Source organism: Streptomyces sp. KL116D, assembly GCF_030766975.1.
Taxonomy (GTDB): Bacteria; Actinomycetota; Actinomycetes; order Streptomycetales; family Streptomycetaceae; genus Streptomyces; species Streptomyces longispororuber_A.
This window is the reverse complement of record NZ_JASERH010000010.1, coordinates 1-21,718: the sequence shown is the minus strand read 5'-3', so window position 1 is coordinate 21,718 and position 21,718 is coordinate 1. Positions and strand designations below refer to the sequence as shown.

The following is a 21,718-nucleotide window of genomic DNA, read 5'->3' as shown; positions in this document are numbered from 1 at the left end:
AGGCCCTACAGCCTGACCCACTTCTGCCGGGCGCCGCCGAAGCAGGCGGCGGTCGTCAGGCCGTCGCCGTAGCCGACCGTGTCGATGCAGCCGCCGGTCTTGGTGCTGCGCAGTGATCCGTTCGCGCCCCAGTTCCACACGATGCCGAGGTCGCAGCCCGCGACGGTGAGGTTCTGGCCGTCGTAGGAGTTCGTCAGGCACATGCTGAGCGTCGCGTTGTACAGCTTGAAGCTGCCGCCGTTGCTCACGAGCTTCCAGGTGGCGTCGGCGCCCGAGCAGGCGCCCAGGGCGACGGTGGGACCCGACGACCGGACCAGGCACGTCCCGGTGTCCCCGTTCTTGAGCCGGTACGAGCCGGAGTCCGGTGGCGTGCCGCCGCCGGCGCCCGACGACCCCGACGAGCCGCCGCCGGACGCGGACCCTCCGCCCGACGAGCCGCCGCCCGAACCGTCGCCGGTGGTGTCCGATCCGCCGCCCCCGGCCTCGGCTCCCCCGCCCGATCCGGCACCCCCGGCAGCGCCCGACGACCCCCCGGACGTGTCCTTCGGCTCGCCCGAACCCTGGTCCGCGCCCTTGCCCTTGTCCTTGCTCCTGTCCTTGGCCTCGCCCTTCTTCGAAGCCTTCGCCGAGGGCGAGGCCGAGCCGCCCGGGTCCCTGTCGCCCGCCGGCCCCGCGGTGGCGGAGACCTGGGCGCTCGGCGTCGTTGCCGCCTCCGCGCCACCGCCCTCGTACGGCAGGTTCCGGATTGCGAGCGTGGTGCCGGCGGCGACCACGACGACCGGGACCACGGCGAGGAACACCCGGGTCCTGCGCCGCCGTTCGCGCGGTTTCTCCGCCGGTTCCTGCGGCTCGGGCGACCCGGTGGACTCTGCGGTCCCGCCGGCCTCGGAAGGCGGCGCGGGTGTCCCCTCCGGCACCCGCGCCGCGAACTCCGCCCGTTCGGCCAGGAGTTCCATGACGGGGCCGGGCCACACCCCGTCGGCCGTCCCGGAGCCGCCTGCCGTGCCCGCGAGCTCCACGAGCTCCGCGGCCGTCGGCCGGCCCTCGGGGTCCTTGTCGAGGCAGGACGCGACGATCCCGGCGAGCTCCGGGTCCCGCTCGCGCACCGGCCCCAGGTCCGGCTCGTCGTGCACGATCCGGTAGAGCGGGCTGCCCTCGCCGCCGTCCCCGAACGGCCAGCGGCCGCCGGCCGCGTAGGCGACGAGCAGACCGAGCGCGAACACGTCGGACGCGCCGGTCAACCGCCGTGACCCCGAGGCCTGTTCGGGCGACATGTACGCCGGCGTGCCGACCACGAGGCCGGTCTGCGTGAGCTGGCTCTGCTCGGCGGCGCGGGCGATCCCGAAGTCGATGAGGGTGACGCCGTCGGCGGTGAGCATCACGTTCGACGGCTTGAGGTCCCGGTGCACCATGTCGAGGGCGTGCACCGCGGTCAGACCCTTCGCGGCGGTGCGCAGCAGCGACCACAGGCCTCGGCCGTCGAGCGGTCCCCCGTGCCGCTCGACGGCCTCGGCCAGGGTGATCCCGGGGACGTACGCCGTGGCGAACCACGGCGGTTCCGCGTCGCGGTCACCGGCCAGCAGCGGCGCGGTGGCGTCCTCGGGAAGCCGTGCGAGATTGTCCAGTTCCTGGCCGAACCGGCGCACGAAGCCCCGGTCCTCGGCGACGACCGATGCCAGCATCTGCTTGACGGCGGCGAACCGCCCGTCGACGACGCCCAGGTACACCCGGCCCATGCCGCCGGAGCCGAGCCGGCCCACCAGCGCGATCTCACCGATCCGCCGCGGGTCCCGGTCCCGCAACGGCTCGGCACCGCTGCCCGTCAGATCGAGGGTGCCCCGCTCCCCCGCCTCGCCCGTCCCGGTCATCGCGCGTACGAGCCCAGGCCGACGAGGCAGTACACGTACTCGTTCACGACCGCCCCGTTCATCGTGTAGCGGGACGAGAACGCGTACTGCGTACGGGAGTTGCTCTCGCAGCGGCTCATGTCGGAGGTCAGCGGAATCGTCTCGATCACCTGGTAGTGCGCGTCGGACGCGGAGCAGTCGACCTCGTCGACGTCGTCGACCTCCTGCGCCGTCGTGGAGTCGGGCAGCGTCCCGTTCAGACAGGTGCCCGAGGTGTAGGGGCTGGGGTCCTCGGCGCTGGGCGTGGCGTACGGGTCGCTCGACGCGTACGGATCACTGGACGCGTACGGATCGCTCACGGCCGGGGACGAGTAGGCGGGCGACGAGTACGCCGGGGACGAGAACGCGGACGACGCCGAGTCGTCGCTGCTGTCGTCGTCACCGAGCTGGCTCAGCAGGAACGCCACGAAGGCGATGGCCGCGACGGTGGCGACCGCGGCCAGGCAGCCGCGGGCGTTGTTCTGAGGCGGGCGGCCCGGTTGCGGCGTGGGGGGTATCGGCTGTTGGGACACGGTGATCAGTGTGACGCAGAGGATCACCTTATTGGAATAATTTTCTAGAACTTCACTCTAGAAACCACGAACGGAATGCGGTGTTCTAGGCTGGTCGGCACCATGAGTCCCAAGCAACAGCGCGGCGCCGAGACCGCCGACCGGCTCCTCGACGCCGCCCTGCGGGTGTACGCGGACGCGGGCGAGGACGGCATCACCGTCAGCGCCCTGACCAGGGCGAGCGGGGTCAGCCTCGGCAGCCTTTACCACCACTTCGGCAGCGTCGACGGGCTGATGAACGCCCTGCTGCTGCGCTGGCTCGGCCGGTTGCTCGGCGACCTGAGCGCGGCCCTCGGCCGCTCCCGGACCGCACGGGGCGGGATCCGGGCCCTGGTGGAAACGTATCTGCGGTTCATCAGGGAGTACCCGGACGCCGCCCGGCTGCTGCACTCCTCGTACGCCGACCGGCTCGGCATGGCGCAGGCGAAGCAGCTGCGCGACGCGCAGGAGGCGCGCCTGTCGCCGCTGGCACTGTGGATGGAGGAGCGCGTCGCGTCCGGCGAAGTCGCCCCGCTGACCGGCCCGTTGGTGGAGATCCTGGTGATGGGCCCGATCATCGCGACGGCCAGGCGCTGGCTGTCCGGCATCGACGACATCGACCTCGACCAGGCCGCGCGGGTCCTGCCGGACCGGATCTGGCGCTCGCTCGCGCCCTGAGCCCCGGCCGTCCGGGGGGCGCGCGCCGCGTCCCGCCGTGCACCGTTGCCCCGGTGTTTCCGCGCCCCCGAGAGTGGACGTATGACCGCTTCCCCGGGCTCGCCCCGTATCCCCACCATCGACCTGCGGCCGTGGCTGTCCGGCGACCCGGACGCCCGCGCCGAGATCGCCGCGACCGTGGACGACGCGCTCAGGACCGCCGGGTTCCTGCTGGTCACCGGGCACGGTGTCGATCCCGCGCTGCGGACCCGGATCCGGGAGGCGGCCCGCCCCTTCTTCCGGCTGCCCGCCGCCGCGAAGGAGCCGTACGCGGTGCGGGTCGGCGGCCGCGGCTGGCTCGGCCCGGGCGCCGAGGCCAACGGCTACGCCGAGGGCACCGAGACCCCGCCGGACCTGAAGGAGTCCCTGTCGTACGCCACGGACAGCGCCTTCGCCGATCCGGCCGTGCACGCCGAGTGGTCCGGCACGAACGTCTTCCCGGACCGGGCTCCCGGGCTGCGCGCTCCGGTGGAGGCGTACCTGGCCCATATGCGGGCCCTGTCCGACCAGTTGCTGGAGCTCCTTGCGGTCGCGCTCGACGAGCCCGGCGACTTCTTCACCCGGCACACCGGACACCCCACCTGGGGCTTCAACATCAACTGGTATCCGGGCACGGAGGTCGTCGGCCCGCCCGAGCCCGGCCAGTTCCGGATCGGCCCGCACACCGACTTCGGCACGGTCACCGTCCTCGACCGGCAGGCCGGCAAGGGCGGCCTCCAGGTCTTCACCGACGCGGGCGGCTGGGAGGACGCGCCGTGGGACCCGGACGCGTTCACCGTCAACATCGGCGACCTGATGGCCCGTTGGACCGGCGACCGCTGGCGCTCGGGACGCCACCGGGTGCTGCCGCCGCCGGCCGACGCGCCCGCCGAGGAGCTGATGTCGCTCGTCTACTTCTACGAGTGCGATCCGCGCACGAAGGTGGCGCCGCTGCCCGCCCCGAAGGGGAAGGTCGCGTACGAGCCGGTGGACTCGCACGTGTACCTGCGGGCGAAGCTCGACGCGATCACGGTCGGCTGACGTACCCGGCGCGCAGCCGCCGTCAGGGGGTTTCGCCGGGGGCGCCGACGATCGCGCGGCCCATCAGGGCGGTGCCGACGACGACGTCGCCGGGCCGCAGGGTGTCGCAGGAGTTCTCCGGTGCGGCCGTGTCGACGGTGGCATCCCCGAGGAACGACAGGTCCTTGTCGCGGAAGACGAGTTCGGCCCGGGTGCCGGGTTCCGCGGGCAGGGCGACGGCGACACCGGTGCGGCCCGCCGCGTCCTTCGCCGCGTCGACGACGACGAGTCCGGGCATCCGGGCCAGCGCCCGGTACACCGCGGCCTCGACCCGCGGCGGCAGCCAGGACGTGCTGAGCAGCCGGCCCGCGTTCTCGAAGGTGGCGCGGTCGCCGGTGCCGCCCCGCGCGCGCAGCCAGCGCGCCATGCCGGCGGTGTCGGTGGGCAGCTTCCGGGCCCTGGCGTACGACGTGTCCGTGTACTGGCCGTTCCTGACGATCGGCCGGTCCACCGGCCGGCCGTCGGTGCCCCGCTCCCGGCGCAGCCCGGTGTGCTCCCCGTCGGCCGACACCCACAGCTCCACCAGGCCGTCCTCGTGGCCCTCGCTCGTCGTGGCGCAGTCACCGCCCGGCTTCTTGTCCGGGTCCGTCTTCCAGAAGTAGGCCACCCGCCGCAGGTAGACGAACTCGTCGTCGGCGGCGGTGGGCGCGGTGCGCCGCTCGGCCCGGTCGGCGATCCGCTCCAGGAGCTCCGCGGCGTCCCGCGAGCTCGCCGTCGGACCGGCCGCGGTGCTCGCCGCGCCGCCGTGCGTACCGCCCTCCGGCCGGACCGGCGAGGCGTCCCGCGTCACCGTGACCCCGACGACCACGGCGATGGTCAGCGCCGCGGCGGCGGCCGGGGCCAGGAAGGCCGGCCGGCGCCAGGACGGCCGTACCGGTCCTGGCCGTTGCGGGGCGATCTCGCGCAGCAGGTGTTCCCGCCGGACGCGGTGGCGGCCCGGCGGCAGGTCCCGGTCGTGGGACGGCGGGATGGCGGTCATGGGCGTCCCTCCTTCGGCGGCCCGGCCGCGGACGACCGGTCGCCCTTCGTCTGTCCTGGCCCGGCGGCGAGTTCCGCGGTGAGCCGGGCCCTGGCCCGTGACAGCCGCGAGCGGACCGTGCCGACGGGGATGCCGAGGGCCTCGGCGGCGGCCGCGTAGTCGAGGCCGCCCCAGACGCACAGGGCGAGCACCTCGCGTTCGGCGCGGCGCAGCCGGTGCACGGCGGTGCGGACGGCGTGCAGGTACGCGGCGTCGTCGAGGCGCCCCGCCACGTCGTCGGCGATGTCACGGACCGGCTCGGGCGGCGGGATCCGGGACAGCGCCGCGGCGTGCCGGCGGGCGGTGCGGCGGGTGTTGCGGGTGACGTTCGTGGCGATGCCGAGCAGCCACGGGCGGAGCGAGCCGCCGTCCGGGTCGGTACGGCCGCGCAGCCGCCATGCCTCCAGGAACGTCAGCGAGACGACGTCCTCGGCCACCGACCAGTCGCCGGTCAGCCGGAAGGCGTGGTTGTGGACGCTGCGCGCGTAGGCGTCGAAGAGCTCGGCGAACGCGCCGGCGTCGCCGTCCCTGATGCGCGCCCGCAGCGCGGATGCGTCCCCCTGCTCCGTCTCCACACCCTTCAACTGTCCGTACGCCGAAGGCCGGTTCCCGTGACGTGCGTCACAGGGAACCGGCCTTCGGGGTGAGGGAGTTGCGCGTCACACCCCGGCGTACGAGTGCTTGCCGGTGACGAAGATGTTGACGCCGTAGTAGTTGAAGATCCAGCAGGCGAAGGCGATCAGGGCCAGGTAGGCGGCCTTGCGGCCCTTCCAGCCGGCCGTCGCGCGGGCGTGCAGGTAGGCGGCGTAGGCGACCCAGGTGATGAACGACCAGGTCTCCTTGGGGTCCCAGCCCCAGTAGCGGCCCCAGGCGTCGCCCGCCCAGATGGCGCCCGCGATGATCGTGAACGTCCACAGCGGGAAGACGGCCGCGTTCACCCGGTAGGAGAACTTGTCGAGGGACTGCGAGGCGGGCAGCCGCTCCATGACGGAGGTCGCGAACCGGCCGGGCCGGCCGCCGCTCGCGAGCTTGTTCTCGTAGCTGTCCTTGAAGAGGTACAGGATCGTGCCGACGGCGCCGACGTAGAAGACCGCGCCGCAGAAGATCGCCGTCGAGACGTGGATGTACAGCCAGTACGAGTGCAGCGCGGGCACCAGCTGGTCGCTGGCGGTGTACAGGACGGTGACGGCGAGACCGAGGTCGAGCAGGACCGTGGTGACCAGCGGGAGGCCGAGCCAGCGGACGTTCTTCTTCAGTGCGAGCAGCGCGAGGTACACGCCGACGGCGACCGTGGAGAAGGTGATGTTGAACTCGTACATGTTGCCCCACGGGGCGCGCTCCACCGAGAGCGCCCGGGTGACCACACCGACGAGCTCGACGAGGAAGCCGAGCGCCGTGAGCGAGATGGCGATGCGGCCGTAGAGGTCGCCCTGCTCGTCGCCGCCGGAGGCGCCGGGCCCGTCCGGTACGTCGCGGGCGCCGGCGGCGGCGCGGGTGACGACCTTGGGCCGCTCCAGGACGGCCGTGCCGCCGTTCTTCTGCTGCACCGTGACGGCGGGGGCGGCGCCCGCGGCCGCGGCGGCCCCGGCCTTGCCGGTCAGGGCGGCCGCGGTACGGCCGACCTTGCTGCGGCTGCCGAAGATCCACTCGGCCATGTTCGCGAAGAAGGCCAGCAGATAGACGGCCATGGACGAGTAGATGAGGACGTTACTGGTGTGCGCCAGATTCTCGTTGGCTGCGGCGGCGAGAGTCACTTCTCAGCCCCTTCGGCGGCAGGAACAGCTGTGGATGAGTCGGGGGTTTCGGGGGCGCTGGGCGCCTCGGTGTGCAACTGGTCGACCAGGTGGCCGAGCTCCTCGGGGAGCTTCGCGGACTCGCTGCGGCCGAGGCCCGCCATCTCGACGACGGTCACCCCGTCCGCGCCCCGGACGGCCCGCACCCAGACGCGGCGGCGCTGGATGAACAGGGAACCGGCCAGACCGAAGATCGCGGCGACGGCGCCGGTGAGCGCCCAGCCGTCGCCGGGCTGGTGGGTGATCTGGAAGCTGGCCCACTCCTTGACGTCCTTCTCGAAGGTGATCGAGCCGGCGCCGTTCGGCAGCTTCATGGTCTCGCCGGGCAGCAGCCGCTTCTTGAGCAGCTCCCCCTTGGAGTCCTTGAACTTCTTCATCTTGGAGGTGTCCAGCTGGTACACGTTCTGCGGGATGCCGGAGTCGACACCCAGGCTGCCGTGGTACGCGGACAGCGCCAGGACGGGGAAGTCGAGCGCGGGGAACTGGGAGAACATGTCGCCCTTGCCGGAGCCCGCGAAGGTCGGCACGAAGAAGGCGTTGAAGCCGAGCTGCTCCTTCTTGCCGTTCTTGTCGCGGTAGCCGTCCATGACCTTGATGGCACCGCTGGAGGTGACGTTGGAGTCCATGGGCAGCAGCGCGACGGACTGCCGGGAGACGATCTTGCCCTTGCCGTCGCGGACGGTGACCGTCGGCGCGTAGCCGTGGCCGTTCAGATAGACCTTGGTGCCGTCGATCTCGAGGGGCTTGTTCACCTCGATCGAGGTCTTCTTGTCCTTGCCGTCGGTGCCCTCGCTGTACGTGACGTCGGCGCGGTAGGTGCGCGGGGTGCCCTTGTTGGGGCCGTTGCGCTCGTACGTGCCGACGAACTTGTCCAGCTGGAAGCTGAACGGGGCGAGGTCGGTGTCGGTGTCGAAGAGGCTGCCGGACTTGAAGTCGTCGTACATCGACAGGGTGTTGGAGAAGCCTCCGTCGCCCTCGACGATCAGCTTGCCGCCCTCGGACTTGAACAGCTGGCCCCAGGCGAAGGCGATCAGCATCACGATCAGCGCGATGTGGAAGACCAGGTTGCCGGCCTCGCGCAGATAGCCCTTCTCGGCGGCGACGGCGTCACCGGCGACGTGCGAGCGGTAGCGGCGCTTCTTCAGGATCGTGAGCGCGGCCGCGCGGACGTCGTCGGGGGCGGCCTCGGTGCGCCACGTCGCGTAGGCGGGCAGCCGGGTCAGGCGCTTGGGCGCGGCCGGTGCGCGGCCCCGGAGCTGGCCGACGAACTGCCAGGTGCGCGGGACGATGCAGCCGATCAGCGAGACGAACAGCAGGATGTAGATCGCGGAGAACCACACCGAGCTGTAGACGTGGAAGAGCCCGAGCTTCTCGTAGATCGGGGAGAGGGTGGTGTGCGCCTTCTCGAAGTCCTCGACCTTGAGCGGGTCCGTGCCGGTCTGCGGGATGAGCGAGCCGGGGATCGCGCCGAGGGAGAGCAGGAACAGCAGGATCAGCGCGACCCGCATCGAGGTCAGCTGCCGCCAGAACCAGCGCACCCAGCCGATGACGCCGAGCTTGGGCAGGGTGGGCGCCCGGTCCTCCGTGGGGGCCGTGCTCAGCTGGGACGCGGCTTCGAGCTCGGTGGCCTCCGCGCTCGCCGCCGACTCCTGCTCGGCGGGCTTGCGGTCGTTCGTCGTCTTGCTCATGGATCAGATTCCCACCGTGAAGCCGTTGGACCAGGTCTGCATCTGCTGCACGAGGCTGTCCCAGACCCCGGTGAGCAGCAGGACGCCGGTCAGGATCATCATGATGCCGCCGATCCGCATCACCCAGGCGTAGTGCTTCTTCACCCAGCCGAAGGCGCCGAGCGCCTTGCGGAAGGCGATCGCGGCGAGCACGAAGGGCACGCCGAGTCCGATGCAGTACGCGACCATCAGTATGGCGCCGCGGCCCGCGCTGCCCTCCTGGAACGCGAGGGTGTTGACGGAGGCGAGCGTGGGGCCGATGCACGGGGTCCAGCCGATGCCGAACAGGGCGCCGAGGACCGGGGCTCCCACCAGGCCGGTCACCGGCCGCTTGTGGAAGCGGAATTCGCGCTGCGTCATCCACGGCATGAAGCCCATGAAGAAGATCCCCATGAGGATCATGAGGACGCCGAGGACCTTGGTCAGGACGTCCTGGTACTCCTGGAGCGTCGAGCCGAAGTAGCCGAAGAGGGCGCCGCCGGAGACGAACACGGCGGTGAAGCCGAGGACGAAGAGGCCGGCGCCGGCCGCCATCCGTCCCCGCCGGGCCTCGACCAGGTCGGTGCCGCTGACCCCGGTCACGTAGGACAGGTAGCCGGGGACGAGCGGCAGCACGCAGGGCGAGAAGAAGGAGACCAGGCCGCCGAGGACGGCGACCGGGACGGCGAGCAGCAGGGCACCGCTGGAGACGGTGTGGTTGAGACCGTCCTCAGCGGCGAGCGCGACGAGTGTGGGGGACACCGCCGATCACTTTTCCGCGATGACGGGGTCGATCATCTCGCGCAGCTTCTTGTCGTTGAGCGCCTGCAGCGAGCGCGCGGCGATCTTTCCGTCGCGGTCGATGACCAGGGTGTTGGGGATGCCCTGCGGGTTGAGCGTGCCCTTGTCGAACTTGAGGAGCAGCTTGCCCGAGGGGTCGTAGAAGCTCGGGTAGGTGACGCCGTAGTCCTTCTCGAAGGCGATGGCCTGGTCGGACTGCGGGTCACGGGTGTTGATCCCGATGAACTGGACGTCCTGGTCCTTGGTCTGCTCGGAGACCTTCGCGAAGTACTTCGCCTCGGCCCGGCAGGGTGCGCACCAGGAGCCCCAGACGTTGACCACGAGGACCTTGCCCTTGTAGTCCGCGGTGCTCAGGGCCTTGCCGCTGAGGTCCTTTCCGGCCAGCACAGGCGCGTCGTGGCGGTCGCCCTGCTTGACGGTGGAGATGCCTCCGGAGTTCGTCACGAAGTTCGTGTTGTTGCCGCCCCCCGAGGTGCCGCCCGAGCTGCACGCCGTCAGCGCGAGGGCCGCGACGGCGGCTCCTACGGTCAGCTTGGCGGCGCGGCGCGTGGTCGCGGCAGTGCGGGGGGCGCGGCAGGCGGCACTCATGTGAAAAGTTTCGCATGTCTGTTTAGGGGATCTTCCGCACCCCCCTCGTGGCGGGAAAAGGCCACTTCAGGAGGGGTTTGCGAGGAACTTCTCCCAGCCCTGCGCGGGCCGCTGGCCGACGTCCAATGTGCGCATTTTGTCCAGGACTTCGGGGTCCTGCGCGTCCAGCCAGTCGACGAACTGGCGGAACGAGACGAGCCGCACGTCCCCGTGCTTCTCGGCGGTCCCCGCGATGTGCTTCAGCGCCTCCTCGACGGCGTCCATGTAGATGCCGCCGTTCCACTCCTCGAAGTGGTTGCCGATGAAGAACGGCGCCCGGTTCGTCTCGTACGCCCGCTGGAACCCGGAGATGTACGCCTGGGCGGACTGCTTGCGCCAGCCCGGATAGTTGTAGGACGGCGCACGCGTGGTGTTCAGCGACTGGTTCGCCAGCATGTTGTAGTCCATCGACAGGACCTCGAAGCTGCGCCCGGGGAACGGGACCGCCTGGAGCGGCAGGTCCCACACGCCCTGCCGCTTGTCGGGCCAGCGCTGGCGGCCGCCGGGCGAGGACGCGTCGTAGCGCCAGCCGAGCTCGCGGGCGGTCGGCAGCAGGTTGCCCTGGCCGAGCAGACAGGGCGTACGGCCGCCGACGAGTTCCTTGTCGTAGTCGAAGGGCAGCGCCGGCAGGTCGTGCCAGCCGGTGTTCGTCCGCCACTCCTTGACGAAGGAGGTGGCCTGGTCGATCTCGCTGCGCCACTGCGCGGGCGTCCAGTTGGCGACGGTGCCGGTGCCCGCGCAGAAGTGGCCGTTGAAGTGCGTGCCGATCTCGTGCCCGTCGAGCCACGCCCGGCGGACGTACTTCAGCGTCTCCTTGATGTGGGCGTCGGTGAGGTAGCCGATGTCGGAGGCGCCCACCGCGTTGTTCGGCGGGCGGTAGAGGCGCTTCTTCGACTCCGGGAGCAGATACAGGCCCGAGAGGAAGAAGGTCATGTGCGCGCCGTGGTCCTCGGCGAGCTTGAGGAAGCGCGGGAACAGTCCGTTGCCCACCTCGCCCGCGCCGTCCCAGGAGAAGATCACGAACTGCGGTGGCTTCTGGCCCGGTTCGAGCCGCTCGGGCGCGGCGGGCTGGTGCGGCTGCCGGCCGGTGTACGACGTCGAGCCGTCACCGATGGGTCGGTCCGCCGGCTTCCTGGGCGGACCGGGGTGGCCCTGCCGGCCGGGCGTGACGGTCGGGGGTTCGCCGGTGCCCGATCCGCAGCCGGCCAGGGCCAGGGCCGCGGCCGTACCCGCACCGATTCCGATTAGTCCCCTGCGACTGACATCGCGCATACCGTCCCCATTCGTCGCGCCGTGCACCCATTCATGACGGGCACACAGTTAGAGGGCGCGACAAACACGCAGGTTCCGATAAGTCGGACGTATTTGCGGTGTTTTGGTGGGGGAAGCGCGCGGACCACCGGTTGACGGCGGCCCGCGCGCAGTCCGCGCCGTCAGGCGCCGAACGCCTTGTCCTTGCCCTTCACGGGCTTGGCGCCGGCCAGCAGGTGGGCGGGGACGAGGTCGCGGGCCGGCTCGGTGTAGCCGACGGACACGATCTTGTCACCCCGGTACGTGAACGTCGTCAGCGAGGCGAGCGTGCACTGCCGCTTGCGCGGGTCGTGCCACAGGCGCCGCTTCTCCACGTAGCTGCGCACGATCCAGATCGGCAGCTGGTGGCTGACGCAGACCGCCTCGTGCCCGCGCGCCGCGTCCTTCGCCGCGTCCAGCGCGCCCATCATCCGGACGACCTGGTCGATGTAGGGCTCGCCCCACGACGGCTTGAACGGGTTGACGAGGTGCTTCCAGTTCTCCGGGTTCTTCAGCGCGCCGTCGCCGACGCCGAAGGTCTTGCCCTGGAACACGTTCCCCGCCTCGATCAGCCGCGGGTCCGAGTCCAGGTCGAGGCCGTGCGCCTTGGCGATCGGCGTCGCCGTCTCCTGCGCCCGCTCCAGCGGGGAGGCGACGACGTGCGTGACGTCGCGCGAGGACAGGTGCTCGGCGACCCGGTCGGCCATCCGCCGGCCGAGGTCGGAGAGGTGGTAGTCGGGCAGCCGCCCGTACAGGATCCCCTCCGGGTTGTGCACCTCGCCGTGGCGCATGAGGTGGACGACGGTGATGTCGTCGTTGCTCTTGACGCTCATGCCGTGGCCTCCGCAGCCGCGCGCGCGGCAGCCGGGAGCGCGGCGGCGATGCGCTCGACCGCCCGCTCGTCGTGGGCGGTCGAGACGAACCAGGACTCGAAGGCCGACGGCGGCAGGTAGACGCCCTGGGCCAGCATCGAGTGGAAGAACGGGGTGAAGCGGAACGACTCCTGCGCCTTGGCGTCGTCGTAGTCCTTCACCTCGTCCTCGGTGAAGAACACGGAGAACATGTTGGAGGCGTTCTGCACGCGGTGCGCGACGCCCTCCTTGCTGAGCGCCTCGGTGACGAGGCCGCGCAGCTGCTCGCTGACCGCGTCGACGACTCCGTACTCGGCGTCGCCGAGCAGCCGCAGCTGGGCGAGGCCGGCGGCGGTCGCGATCGGGTTACCGGACAGGGTGCCCGCCTGGTAGACGGGACCGGCCGGGGCGAGGTGCGCCATCACGTCGGCGCGGCCGCCGAAGGCCGCGGCCGGGAAGCCGCCGCCCATGACCTTGCCGAAGGTCATCAGGTCGGGGACGACGCCGTCGACGCCGAACCAGCCGGCCTTCGACGTACGGAATCCGGTCATCACCTCGTCGGAGATGTACAGCGCGCCGTTCTCCTGGCAGACCGCCTTCAGGCCGGCGTTGAAGCCGTCGCGGGGCGGCACGACGCCCATGTTGCCGGGCGAGGCCTCCGTGATGACGCAGGCGATCTCGCCGGGGTGCGCGGCGAACGCGGCCCGCACGGCCTCGATGTCGTTGTACGGCAGGACGATCGTGTCGCCGGCCTGCGCGCCGGTGACGCCCGGGGTGTCCGGCAGGCCGAACGTGGCGACGCCGGAGCCGGCGGCGGCCAGCAGCGCGTCGACGTGCCCGTGGTAGCAGCCGGCGAACTTGATCACCTTGGCGCGGCCGGTGAAGCCGCGGGCCAGCCGGATCGCGGACATGGTCGCCTCGGTGCCGCTCGACACGAGGCGGACCTGCTCGACCGGCGCGATCCGGTCGACGATCTCCTCGGCGAGCGCGACCTCACCCTCACCCGGCGTGCCGAAGGACGTACCGCGCGCGACGGCCGCCTGCACGGCCGCGATGACCTCCGGGTGGGAATGGCCGAGGATCATCGGCCCCCACGAGCAGACGAGGTCGACGTACTCGCGTCCGTCGGCGTCCGTCAGGTACGGACCGGTACCGGACACCATGAACCGGGGCGTACCGCCGACGGCGCGGAACGCGCGCACCGGGGAGTTCACGCCACCGGGAGTGACCACGGACGCACGGTCGAAGAGCCCCTGCGAAACGGGTGCCTCATAGGGATAGGGAGTGTTGTTCGCCTCTGCCATGCCTCTCAGCGTACGGCCCGTCCACTCGGCCCCCTCCGCGCGGACCCGCGGCGCCCTAGACTCTGCGTATCAGAACCCCGTGGGCCGGCACTCGCGCAGTTGTTCCGTCCCGACGTTTCGGCGAGTGACCGTGGGGGAGGTCACTGACACGATGATCGGGTTGCGCGTCGGCGGTCGCGCGGCCTAGAAAAGGGCGTGGCGCCCTGGAACAGCAGTCGGGTGGAGATATGCATCGCGGTGGCGGCGGACTGGGTGAGGGGACCGACGACCTGGGCCCCCGGCGTGCCCGGCGGGGGAAGCACCGGCGCGACGACCGCGGCATGGCGGCGGGGAGCGGAAGCGGGAGCGCGAGCGGGAATGGTGGCCGGGTGGGGGTGACGTACAAATACTTCGGCGCGCCCGACGGCGCGACGGCGGCCCGCGTCCCGATCTCCATGCGTCCCGAGGAGCTCGGCGGTGACGAGCTGGGCATGGGCGGCATGTTCACCAAGATCAAGCCGGAGACGATGGCCGCGATGGTCCTCACCGGCATAGAGGGCATACCCCTGCACAAGGTCCCCCCGCTGGAACTGGTCGTCCTCCACCCCGACTACGCGGTGGTCAAACTCCCCATGACGGTCGTCGACCCGCTGCGCGGCGTCGGTGAGGAGTCGGTGGGTGCGGCGGCGTTCATCTGGTCGACGGTCCCGGACCGCGGCGGCCCCCGCGACGCGTTCAACGTGTACCAACTCCTGCACGAATGGCAGGACTTCAGCCACCGGCTGCACGACGCCGGGCACCAGGCCTACTGCCTGGTCTGGCCCTGACCGGTCTCCGGGTCCACCGGACCGCCGAGGTGCACGGGCCCCGGCACCTCGTCCAGGCACGCGGCCGAGCAGGCCTGCACGAGCAGCGGCAGCACGTCCGTGGCCACCTGCCGTGACACCCACCCCCACAGCGCCCGCCCGTCGGCGAGCTCCGTGTCGCAGACGCTGCAGCGCCGCCCGGCGGGCACCGGCTGCGGCTGCCGGGACAGCCGCGGGAACGGCGGGCGGTACTTGACGTTGCCGTACAGGGCCCGGGTGCTGACCGTGCTGTCGCGCAGCCCGGCGCAGCGCGTGATCTCGTACGGGAACCAGTGCAGCCGGTAGGAGGTGTACGGGTCGAACTGCTCCAGGCTGGTCATGGCGCCGATCTCCGGCGGGATCCGCACCAGGTTGCTGCCGTACAGCAGGAAGTGCCTGACCTCGGTGAGCTTCGCGATCGTCGGCGGCAGCGTGACGATCCGGCGGCGCTCGTCCGGGGCGAGCTCGGTGAGCGGGCGGAACACCTCGCGGCCGTCGGCCGCCGCCTCCTCGACCAGGTCGAGGAGGCGCCGCCAGCCGGGGGCCGAGGTGTCCTGCCGGTCGGTGTGCAGCTCCACGGGGCGGCCGGGCCGCGCGAAGCAGTCGCACCGGTCGACGGCGCTCGGCCCCTCCCCGGCGAAACGGTTGCCGTACACGCGCGCAGGCGGCTCCGGCCGCTGATCATCCCCACCCATGGCGGCACAGTAGCGGGATCACAGCCGCGGCGGACCCGCTTCGACGCGCCTGAGCACGGCCTCGTACGAATCGATGAACCCGCCGGTCTGGAGCTGTCGTTCGTCCCACCAGGTGGCGCCCGCGTCGGCGAGCGGGCCGACGACGTCGAGGGCCCCCGACCGGTCGGCGGGGGTGAGTCCGCCGACGACGAACTCGAAGGGCGCGTCGGTGACTTCGCGGTGCTTGCGCACGTACGCGACGACGTCCGCCAGCTGGTCGGGGCGCGGCGGGACGCCGTGCAGCGCGTCGGCGAACAGCGGGGCCGCGCCGTCCCAGCGGGCCGCGCGGCGCATCGGGCGGCGGTTCGGCCAGAAGCCGCCGATCCAGACGGGCGGCCGGGGCTGCTGCACGGTGGCCGGCAGCAACTGGGTCCGGTGCACGCGGTAGTGGGCGCCGTCGTGGTCGACGGTCTCGCCGGCCCAGTAGCGGGTGAGCAACTCAAGTCCCTCGTCGAGGCGTTCGGCGTGCACGGTCCGGTCGACGGTGTCGCCGAAGCTGCCGTACTCGTCGTCGGCGGGCCCGCCGAGCCCCGCCCCGAAGACCACCCGGCCACCGCTGAGCGCGTCCAACGTGGCGACCTGGCGGGCGAGTTGCTCGGGCCGGTACCGGGGCACGGCGGCGACCAGGGGACCGACGCGGAGCCGGGACGTGGCGAGGGCCGCCGCGGTGAGCAGCAGCCACGGGTCGGCGAACGGCTTGCCCCGCTGCACCTGCTTGTCGTGGACGACGTGGTCCCACACCAACAGGCCGTCCCAGCCCGCCTGTTCGGCCGCGACCGCGGTGCGGGCGACGGTGTGGGCGTCGGCGAAGTCACCGAAGTTCGGGATGTTGATCGAGAAGCGCATGACGGCATCGTGGCCCGGGCCGGGCGGGACGGCCACCGGATTGACGGCTCCCGTCAAGCCCAAGATTCCCGTCGAGCCCAAGGCTCCCGTCGTGCACAGGGCTCCCGTCAGCCACCGCCGGGCGCGGGCCGCCGGGCGCCCCGTACCGTGAACCCGATCACCGCTCCCCCGCCGGCCCGCCGCGCCGCGAACGGCACCCCGTCGTGCGCCGCCGCGACCTCCCGCACGATGGACAGACCGAGGCCCGAGCCGGGCAGGCTGCGGGCGGCGGGCGCCCGGTAGAAGCGGTCGAAGACGCGGTCCAGGTCCTCCTCGACGATGCCGGGACCGCGGTCGAGGACCTCCACGCGGACGCCGCCGCTCGTCACCCGGGTGACGGCGATCTCGATGGGGTGCCGGCCGTCGACGTCGAACTTGGCGGCGTTCTCCACCAGGTTGGACAGGGCGCGCTGGAGCTGCGCGGGGCGGCCCGCGATCGTCGTGTCGCCCTCGGTGCGGACGGTGACGGTGCGGCCCGTGCGGCGCCTGGCCGCCGTGGCGACGTCCTCGGCGGTCTCGGCGAGGACGACCTCGACGACCGCCTCGTCGCTCTCCCGGCCCGCCGCCAGGTGCACCAGCTCGTTGACCAGGTCGGTGAGTTCGCGGGACTCGTCGGCGAGATCGGCGACGAGTTCCTCGCGGGCCGCGGGCGGCAGCTCCTCGATCCGGCGCAGCAGGGAGATGTTCGTGCGCAGCGAGGTCAGCGGCGTACGGAGTTCGTGGCCCGCGTCCTGGACGAGCCGGCGCTGGTCCTCCGTCGAGCGGGCGAGGCGGCCCAGCATCCGGTCGAAGGACCGGCCCAGGCTGCCGACCTCGTCGCCGCCCTCCACCGGCACCGCGACGTCGAGCCGGCCGGTCGAGGCGACGTCCTCCGCGGTCTCGGCGAGCCGGACGAGCCGCGAGGTGATCCGGCGGGCCAGCCACCAGCCGAACAGGCCCGCCGCGACGACCACCGCCCCGGCGAACAGCAGCGTCCGCTGCTGCAGCTCCCGCAGCAGGTCCTCGGTGTCGCTGAACTCCTGCGCGACCTGCACCGCGCCGCGCCCGTCGCCGAGCGACACGGTGGCCATCCGGTACTCGTCGCCGTCGATCTCCACGTCGTCGTCCTCGGCGAGGACGCCCGCGGCCCGCGCGTCGGCGGTCCCGACCGCCGCCGCGTCGACCGGGAGCCGGGGGCTGCCCTTGTCGACGATCCGGCCGCCGGGGCCGAGGACCTGCACGTCGGTGCCGGCCGGGCGGGTCAGGTCGTCGCGGGGGCCGTCGTGGTCGGGGTCGCCCGAGGTGAAGTCGTCCGGGGACAGCATCTGCTGGCGGACCTGGGTGCGCAGGTCGTGGACGACCTCGCCGAAGACGGCCTGCTGGTCGACGCGGACCAGCCGGGCCGCCGAGTCGTAGGAGAGGAAGCCCACGAGGGCGGTGACCCCCGCGGCCACCGCCGCGAACGACACGGCGAGCTTGGTGCGCAGGCTCCGGGGCGTGCGTCTCGGTCCCGCGGCCGCCGGTCGAGGGGGGTCGCCCGCCCCTCTGAAGGGGCGCACCTCAGCCCTCCCTCAGGACGTAGCCGACGCCCCGGACCGTGTGGATGAGCGGTACGCCGTGCGGCTCGTCGACCTTCCTCCGCAGGTAGCCGACGTAGACCGCCAGGTTCTTCGAGCCCGGGCCGAAGTCGTAGCCCCAGATGCGGTCGTAGATCGTGGCGTGGTCGAGGACGATGCCGCTGTTGCGGGCCAGCAGTTCCAGGAGGTCGAACTCGGTGCGGGTGAGCCCCAGCTCCCGGGTGCCGCGCCAGGCCCGGCGGGCGGCCGGGTCGATGCGCAGGTCGGCGGCGGTGACGCCCTGCGCATCGGATTCCTCGGGGCGGTCGGCCGGTGCGGTGCGGCGCAGCAGGGCGCGCAGGCGGGCGAAGACCTCCTCGACGTCGAACGGTTTCACCACGTAGTCGTCGGCGCCCGCGTCCAGGCCCGCGATCCGGTCCGGGGTCTCCACGAGCGCGGTGAGCATCAGGATCGGCGTGCGGTCGCCCTCGGCGCGCAGCACCCGGCAGACCTGGAGGCCGTCGATGCCCGGCATCATCACGTCGAGGACGAGGACGTCGGGGCGGGAGCGGTGCGCCGACGCGAGCGCCTCGACGCCGTCGGCGACGGCCGTCACGACGTAGCCCTCCAGGGTCAGCGCCCGCGCCAGGGCGTTGCGGATGGCGCGGTCGTCCTCGGCGAGCAGCACGGTCGGGGCGGGAGCGGGTGTCGGCACGCTGCCCAGTGTGCCCCCGCCATCTGTGCGCATCCCCTGATCGGGCGTCCGCCAAAGGGCTTCTTACCCGCCTCTCACCCGGCGCGGAAGCGCGGCTTACCTGCCACAAGCACGCTGGCGCCGTACATCAGGTACATCGAGGGACACCGAGCGCCGCCCGTGGCGTCTCGGGGACCGCACCGGGGAGCCCGCCGGGGAAGGCACAACGCATGAAGATCGTGTTCCTGCTGCACAACGCGTACGCCATCGGCGGCACGGTGCGCACCACCCTCAACCTGGCCGCCGCGCTCGCCGAGCACGGCGGCCACGAGGTGGAGGTCGTGTCGATGTCGCGGCACCGGGAGAGCCCCCGGTTCGCCGTCGACCCGCGCGTCGCGCTCGTGCCGCTGGTGGACACGCGGGACGGCAGCCCGGACACCCGGCAGCCCGCGTTCGGGAGGCCCGCCCGGGACTTCCCGGCCGCCGAGAAGCGGTACAAGCAGTACACGCTGCTGCACGACCAGCGGGCCCGCGCCTACCTGACGGAGCGCTGCGACGCGGACGTCGTCGTCGGCACCCGGCCGGGACTCAACGTCTACCTGGCGCTGTGGGGGCCGCGGCGGGCGCTGCGGATCGCCCAGGAGCACCTGCGGCACGACGCGCACGGCAAGAAGCTGCGCACCGTCCTCGCCCGGCACTACCGGTCGCTCGACGCGGTCGTCACGATGACGGAGGCCGACGCGGCCGTGTACCGGGCGCGGATGCCGCTGCCGGGGGTGCGGGTGCTGGCCGTGCCGAACATCGTGCCGCCGTCGGCGGTGCCGCCGTCGGACGGCACGTCGAAGATCATCGCGGCGGCGGGGCGGCTCGCCCCCGGCAAGCGCTACGACCTGCTCCTGGAGGCGTTCGCCGCGGTCTCCGTGAAGGAACCGGACTGGGAACTGCGGATCTACGGCGGCGGGGCGCAGGAGCAGCGACTGCGGGATCTGGTCAGCGGCCTCGGGCTGACCGGGCGGGCCCGCCTCATGGGCGCGGTGTCGCCGATCGAGCCGGAGTTCGGCCGGGCCTCGCTCGTGGTGAGCGCCTCGGACGCGGAGTCCTTCGGGATGACGCTGGTGGAGGCGATGCGCTGCGGGGTGCCGGTGATCAGTACGGACGCGCCGCTGGGGCCCGCCGAGATCATCACGGACGGCGTCGACGGGCGTCTCGTACCGGTCGGTGACGCGCGCGCCCTGGCCGAGGCGATGGTCGACCTGATCGAGGACGGGCCGGGCCGCAGGTCGATGGCCGCGGCGGCCCTGGCGTCGGCGCACCGCTACGACCCGGAGCCGATCGTCGCGCACTATGGCTCGCTCTTCACCCAACTCCGCGCCTCGCGACGCCGTCGTACATGGCAACGGTTCCGTGCCCGGGCCGCCAACTGGGCACGCAGAAAGGTCCGTTCGGCACGCGCTGCGTGGCCGGGCCGACCAGGGGGGACACCCGATGACCGGCGACGCTCTACCCCTTCCCGCGGCACCGCACGGCCCCGGCATTCCTGACGCCGGCGCGGCGCCCCCAGGACCGCCCGCCCCACCAGGACCTCCGGCCCCCGGGTCCCGGTGGCAGCGGGCCGACACGGGGCGGGAGGCGGACCGATCCAGTCGGTGGCGGGCCGCCTTCCGCCCCGCCACCGTGCCGCCCGGCGACCGCTGGCTCGCCACCGTCGCGGCGCTCTACTGCCTGGCCCAACTCACGCTCGTCGTCACCCGGTTGGGGCACGGCCTCGGCTGGGACGAGGCCGTGTACGTGTCGCAGTACGACCCGCGCGAGCCGGCCGCCTTCTTCAGCGCGCCGCGCTCCCGCGGCACGAGCCTGCTGACCGCGCCGTTCGTCGCGGTGACGGACTCCACGACCGCGCTGCGGATCGGCCTCGCCGTGCTGTCGTCGGCCGCGCTGTACGGGGCGTTCCGCCTCTGGCGGCCGCTGGTCGGGACGCGGACGACGGCGCTCGCCGCGCTGCTCTTCGCGAGCCTGTGGATCACGGTCCTGTCCGGTCCGATGGCGATGCCCAACCTGTGGGTGGCGCTGGGCGCGGTCGGCGCCGTGGGCTGGTTCCTGCGCGGCGGCCGGTGGCAGCTCGCCCTGTGCGTCGCGGTGGTGGCGCTGTTCCGGGCGCCGGACGCGGTGTGGCTGGTGCTGCCGCTCGCCGTGTACGCCCTGGCCGTACGGGACCGGCGGCGCACCCTGCCGTACCTCGCGGCGGGCCTGGCCGCCGGGCTCGCCCAGTGGGTCGTGGAGGCGTACGTCCGCTGGGGCGGCGTCACCGAACGGCTGCGCGTGTCGAGCGCCACCGAGGGCGACATGGGCCTGCACCTGAACCTGGGCACGGCCTGGCGCGCCGTGAACGGCCCGCTGCTGTGCCGCCCCTGCACGGCGGGCGCCCCGTTCCAGCCGGGACTCGCCCTGTGGTGGCTCGCGCTGCCGCTGCTCGCGGCGGCGGCCGGATACGTCGCGGTCCGCGACCGCCGGGCCGCCCCCGGCCTCGTCCCGCTGGCGTGCGCGGCGGCGCTGAGCGTCCCGTACCTGCTGCTCATCGGCTACTCGGCGCCCCGGTTCCTGCTGCCGACGTACGCGCTGCTGTCGCTCCCGGTGGCGGTGCTGCTGCGCCGGCTGCGACAACCCAGGCCCCTGGCGGTCGCCGCGGTCACCGTCGCCGCGCTCCAACTGGCCTCCCAGTACGCGGTGCTGCACCGCCAGGTCGCCTCGACCGCGGCGACCGACGCCCGGTACGTCGCCGCCGCGCGGGGCCTGCGCACGATGGGCGTGACCCCGCCCTGCCTGGTGACCGGCCCGCGCGCCCTGCCCATCGCCTACGCGGCGGGCTGCGCCTCGGCCCAGACCAAGGGCAACAACACGTCCACGACCCGCGCCGCCCTCCTCCGCCAGGCCGCCCGCATCCCCACGGCACTCCTCACCGAACCGGGCCACCGCCCGCCGGCCTACGCCCGCGACTGGACCCCGTACGAACTCCCGCACACGTCCGGCTGGACGGCGTGGAAGGCCCCGGTCCCGTACCGGCTGCGGCCGCTGGGTCCCTGAACCGGGCGGTGGGCCGGTCAGTCGGTGTAGCGGTACCGGGCCTTGAGGATCTTCACCTCTTTGTCGTCGTTCCGCAGTTCGTCACCGTCTTGGTAACCGCGCTGCGGCCCTCACGGTCGCGCGCGACGGCCTCCATGAGGCGGCGCGCATTGGCCGGGGAGCGCAGGAGGTAGATGGTCTCCTGCCAGGCGTCGTAGTCCTCGTCCGACGCCTCGCTGCCGGTCAGGGCCATGTCGCACTTCCTCTCACTCAACCGTACGGAAACCCCTATCAGACCGGTACGGAATTCCGTACCGGTCTGATGAGTAGGTGTGCCCAGGTCACTCGGCCCGCAACGCCGCCAGCCGCTGCTCGAACGGCAC

At 72.6% G+C, this 21,718-nt stretch carries 21 protein-coding genes; 5 read left to right on the top strand and 16 right to left on the bottom strand.

What is annotated here, in order from left to right:
• Positions 1 to 5: 5 nt before the first annotated feature.
• Both RBJ77_RS03395 and RBJ77_RS03390 read right to left on the bottom strand, forming a co-directional pair.
• Positions 6 to 1,868, bottom strand: coding sequence for a protein kinase (locus RBJ77_RS03395; RefSeq protein WP_372343621.1), 1,863 nt, complete (start codon positions 1,866 to 1,868; stop codon positions 6 to 8).
• On the bottom strand, positions 1,865 to 2,419 hold the full coding sequence (locus RBJ77_RS03390) for a hypothetical protein (RefSeq protein WP_372343620.1): 555 nt from the start codon (positions 2,417 to 2,419) through the stop codon (positions 1,865 to 1,867). Before RBJ77_RS03390 ends, RBJ77_RS03395 begins: the two co-directional genes overlap by 4 nt.
• Positions 2,420 to 2,521: 102 nt before the next feature.
• On the opposite strand from RBJ77_RS03390, the gene RBJ77_RS03385 reads away from it, so the two are divergent.
• Both RBJ77_RS03385 and RBJ77_RS03380 read left to right on the top strand, forming a co-directional pair.
• Positions 2,522 to 3,115: a TetR/AcrR family transcriptional regulator gene (locus RBJ77_RS03385; protein WP_372343619.1), complete on the top strand. Its 594-nt coding sequence runs from the start codon at positions 2,522 to 2,524 to the stop codon at positions 3,113 to 3,115.
• Between the two features lie 81 nt (positions 3,116 to 3,196).
• A complete protein-coding gene (locus RBJ77_RS03380) occupies positions 3,197 to 4,174 on the top strand; it encodes an isopenicillin N synthase family dioxygenase (protein WP_372343618.1) in 978 nt (325 codons plus the stop codon).
• A 22-nt stretch (positions 4,175 to 4,196) separates the two neighbouring features.
• Here the strand turns inward: RBJ77_RS03380 and RBJ77_RS03375 are convergent, their stop codons facing one another.
• From RBJ77_RS03375 to hemL, 9 genes are all read right to left on the bottom strand, one after another.
• Positions 4,197 to 5,192 (bottom strand): CU044_5270 family protein, encoded by a 996-nt coding sequence (locus tag RBJ77_RS03375; protein ID WP_372343617.1) that lies wholly within the window; start codon positions 5,190 to 5,192, stop codon positions 4,197 to 4,199.
• Positions 5,189 to 5,806 carry an RNA polymerase sigma factor gene (locus RBJ77_RS03370; RefSeq protein WP_372343616.1) on the bottom strand — a complete coding sequence of 206 codons (618 nt, stop codon included), beginning with the start codon at positions 5,804 to 5,806 and terminating at the stop codon, positions 5,189 to 5,191. Before RBJ77_RS03370 ends, RBJ77_RS03375 begins: the two co-directional genes overlap by 4 nt.
• An 84-nt stretch (positions 5,807 to 5,890) precedes the next feature.
• Entirely contained in the window at positions 5,891 to 6,985 is a 1,095-nt protein-coding gene (gene ccsB, locus RBJ77_RS03365) for a c-type cytochrome biogenesis protein CcsB (RefSeq protein ID WP_372343615.1), read from the bottom strand.
• The gene (locus tag RBJ77_RS03360) at positions 6,982 to 8,712 is read right to left on the bottom strand and encodes a cytochrome c biogenesis protein ResB (RefSeq protein ID WP_372343614.1); all 1,731 of its coding nucleotides are present in this window, start codon (positions 8,710 to 8,712) and stop codon (positions 6,982 to 6,984) included. Before RBJ77_RS03360 ends, ccsB begins: the two co-directional genes overlap by 4 nt.
• A gap of 3 nt (positions 8,713 to 8,715) precedes the next feature.
• Positions 8,716 to 9,492, bottom strand: coding sequence for a cytochrome c biogenesis protein CcdA (locus RBJ77_RS03355; protein WP_255975115.1), 777 nt, complete (start codon positions 9,490 to 9,492; stop codon positions 8,716 to 8,718).
• 6 nt (positions 9,493 to 9,498) lie between these two features.
• Positions 9,499 to 10,119 carry a TlpA disulfide reductase family protein gene (locus tag RBJ77_RS03350; protein ID WP_255975116.1) on the bottom strand — a complete coding sequence of 207 codons (621 nt, stop codon included), beginning with the start codon at positions 10,117 to 10,119 and terminating at the stop codon, positions 9,499 to 9,501.
• A gap of 66 nt (positions 10,120 to 10,185) precedes the next feature.
• Complete coding sequence (locus RBJ77_RS03345) at positions 10,186 to 11,430, bottom strand: hypothetical protein (protein ID WP_372343613.1); 1,245 nt, start codon at positions 11,428 to 11,430, stop codon at positions 10,186 to 10,188.
• Between the two features lie 161 nt (positions 11,431 to 11,591).
• On the bottom strand, positions 11,592 to 12,281 hold the full coding sequence (locus RBJ77_RS03340; protein WP_255975118.1) for a histidine phosphatase family protein: 690 nt from the start codon (positions 12,279 to 12,281) through the stop codon (positions 11,592 to 11,594).
• Entirely contained in the window at positions 12,278 to 13,603 is a 1,326-nt protein-coding gene (hemL, locus tag RBJ77_RS03335) for a glutamate-1-semialdehyde 2,1-aminomutase (RefSeq protein WP_372343612.1), read from the bottom strand. Before hemL ends, RBJ77_RS03340 begins: the two co-directional genes overlap by 4 nt.
• A gap of 227 nt (positions 13,604 to 13,830) precedes the next feature.
• On the opposite strand from hemL, the gene RBJ77_RS03330 reads away from it, so the two are divergent.
• Positions 13,831 to 14,409, top strand: a complete 579-nt coding sequence (locus tag RBJ77_RS03330; RefSeq protein ID WP_372343611.1) for a hypothetical protein — start codon at positions 13,831 to 13,833, stop codon at positions 14,407 to 14,409.
• On the opposite strand, the gene RBJ77_RS03325 is transcribed toward RBJ77_RS03330, so the two are convergent.
• From RBJ77_RS03325 to RBJ77_RS03310, 4 genes are all read right to left on the bottom strand, one after another.
• Entirely contained in the window at positions 14,388 to 15,083 is a 696-nt protein-coding gene (locus RBJ77_RS03325; RefSeq protein WP_372343610.1) for a leucine-rich repeat domain-containing protein, read from the bottom strand. The genes RBJ77_RS03330 and RBJ77_RS03325 overlap by 22 nt on opposite strands.
• 57 nt (positions 15,084 to 15,140) lie before the next feature.
• Entirely contained in the window at positions 15,141 to 16,007 is an 867-nt protein-coding gene (locus RBJ77_RS03320) for an LLM class flavin-dependent oxidoreductase (protein ID WP_372343609.1), read from the bottom strand.
• Positions 16,008 to 16,114: 107 nt separating this feature from the next.
• Positions 16,115 to 17,584 (bottom strand): ATP-binding protein, encoded by a 1,470-nt coding sequence (locus tag RBJ77_RS03315; RefSeq protein WP_372343608.1) that lies wholly within the window; start codon positions 17,582 to 17,584, stop codon positions 16,115 to 16,117.
• Position 17,585: 1 nt separating this feature from the next.
• Positions 17,586 to 18,329 (bottom strand): response regulator transcription factor, encoded by a 744-nt coding sequence (locus tag RBJ77_RS03310; RefSeq protein ID WP_372343607.1) that lies wholly within the window; start codon positions 18,327 to 18,329, stop codon positions 17,586 to 17,588.
• Positions 18,330 to 18,505: 176 nt separating this feature from the next.
• On the opposite strand from RBJ77_RS03310, the gene RBJ77_RS03305 reads away from it, so the two are divergent.
• Together RBJ77_RS03305 and RBJ77_RS03300 are read left to right on the top strand one after the other, a co-directional pair.
• Positions 18,506 to 19,816 (top strand): glycosyltransferase family 4 protein, encoded by a 1,311-nt coding sequence (locus tag RBJ77_RS03305; protein ID WP_372343606.1) that lies wholly within the window; start codon positions 18,506 to 18,508, stop codon positions 19,814 to 19,816.
• 133 nt (positions 19,817 to 19,949) lie between these two features.
• Positions 19,950 to 21,356, top strand: coding sequence for a hypothetical protein (locus tag RBJ77_RS03300; RefSeq protein WP_372343605.1), 1,407 nt, complete (start codon positions 19,950 to 19,952; stop codon positions 21,354 to 21,356).
• Positions 21,357 to 21,408: 52 nt separating this feature from the next.
• On the opposite strand, the gene RBJ77_RS03295 is transcribed toward RBJ77_RS03300, so the two are convergent.
• Complete coding sequence (locus RBJ77_RS03295) at positions 21,409 to 21,588, bottom strand: type II toxin-antitoxin system Phd/YefM family antitoxin (RefSeq protein WP_372343604.1); 180 nt, start codon at positions 21,586 to 21,588, stop codon at positions 21,409 to 21,411.
• Positions 21,589 to 21,718 lie beyond the last annotated feature (130 nt).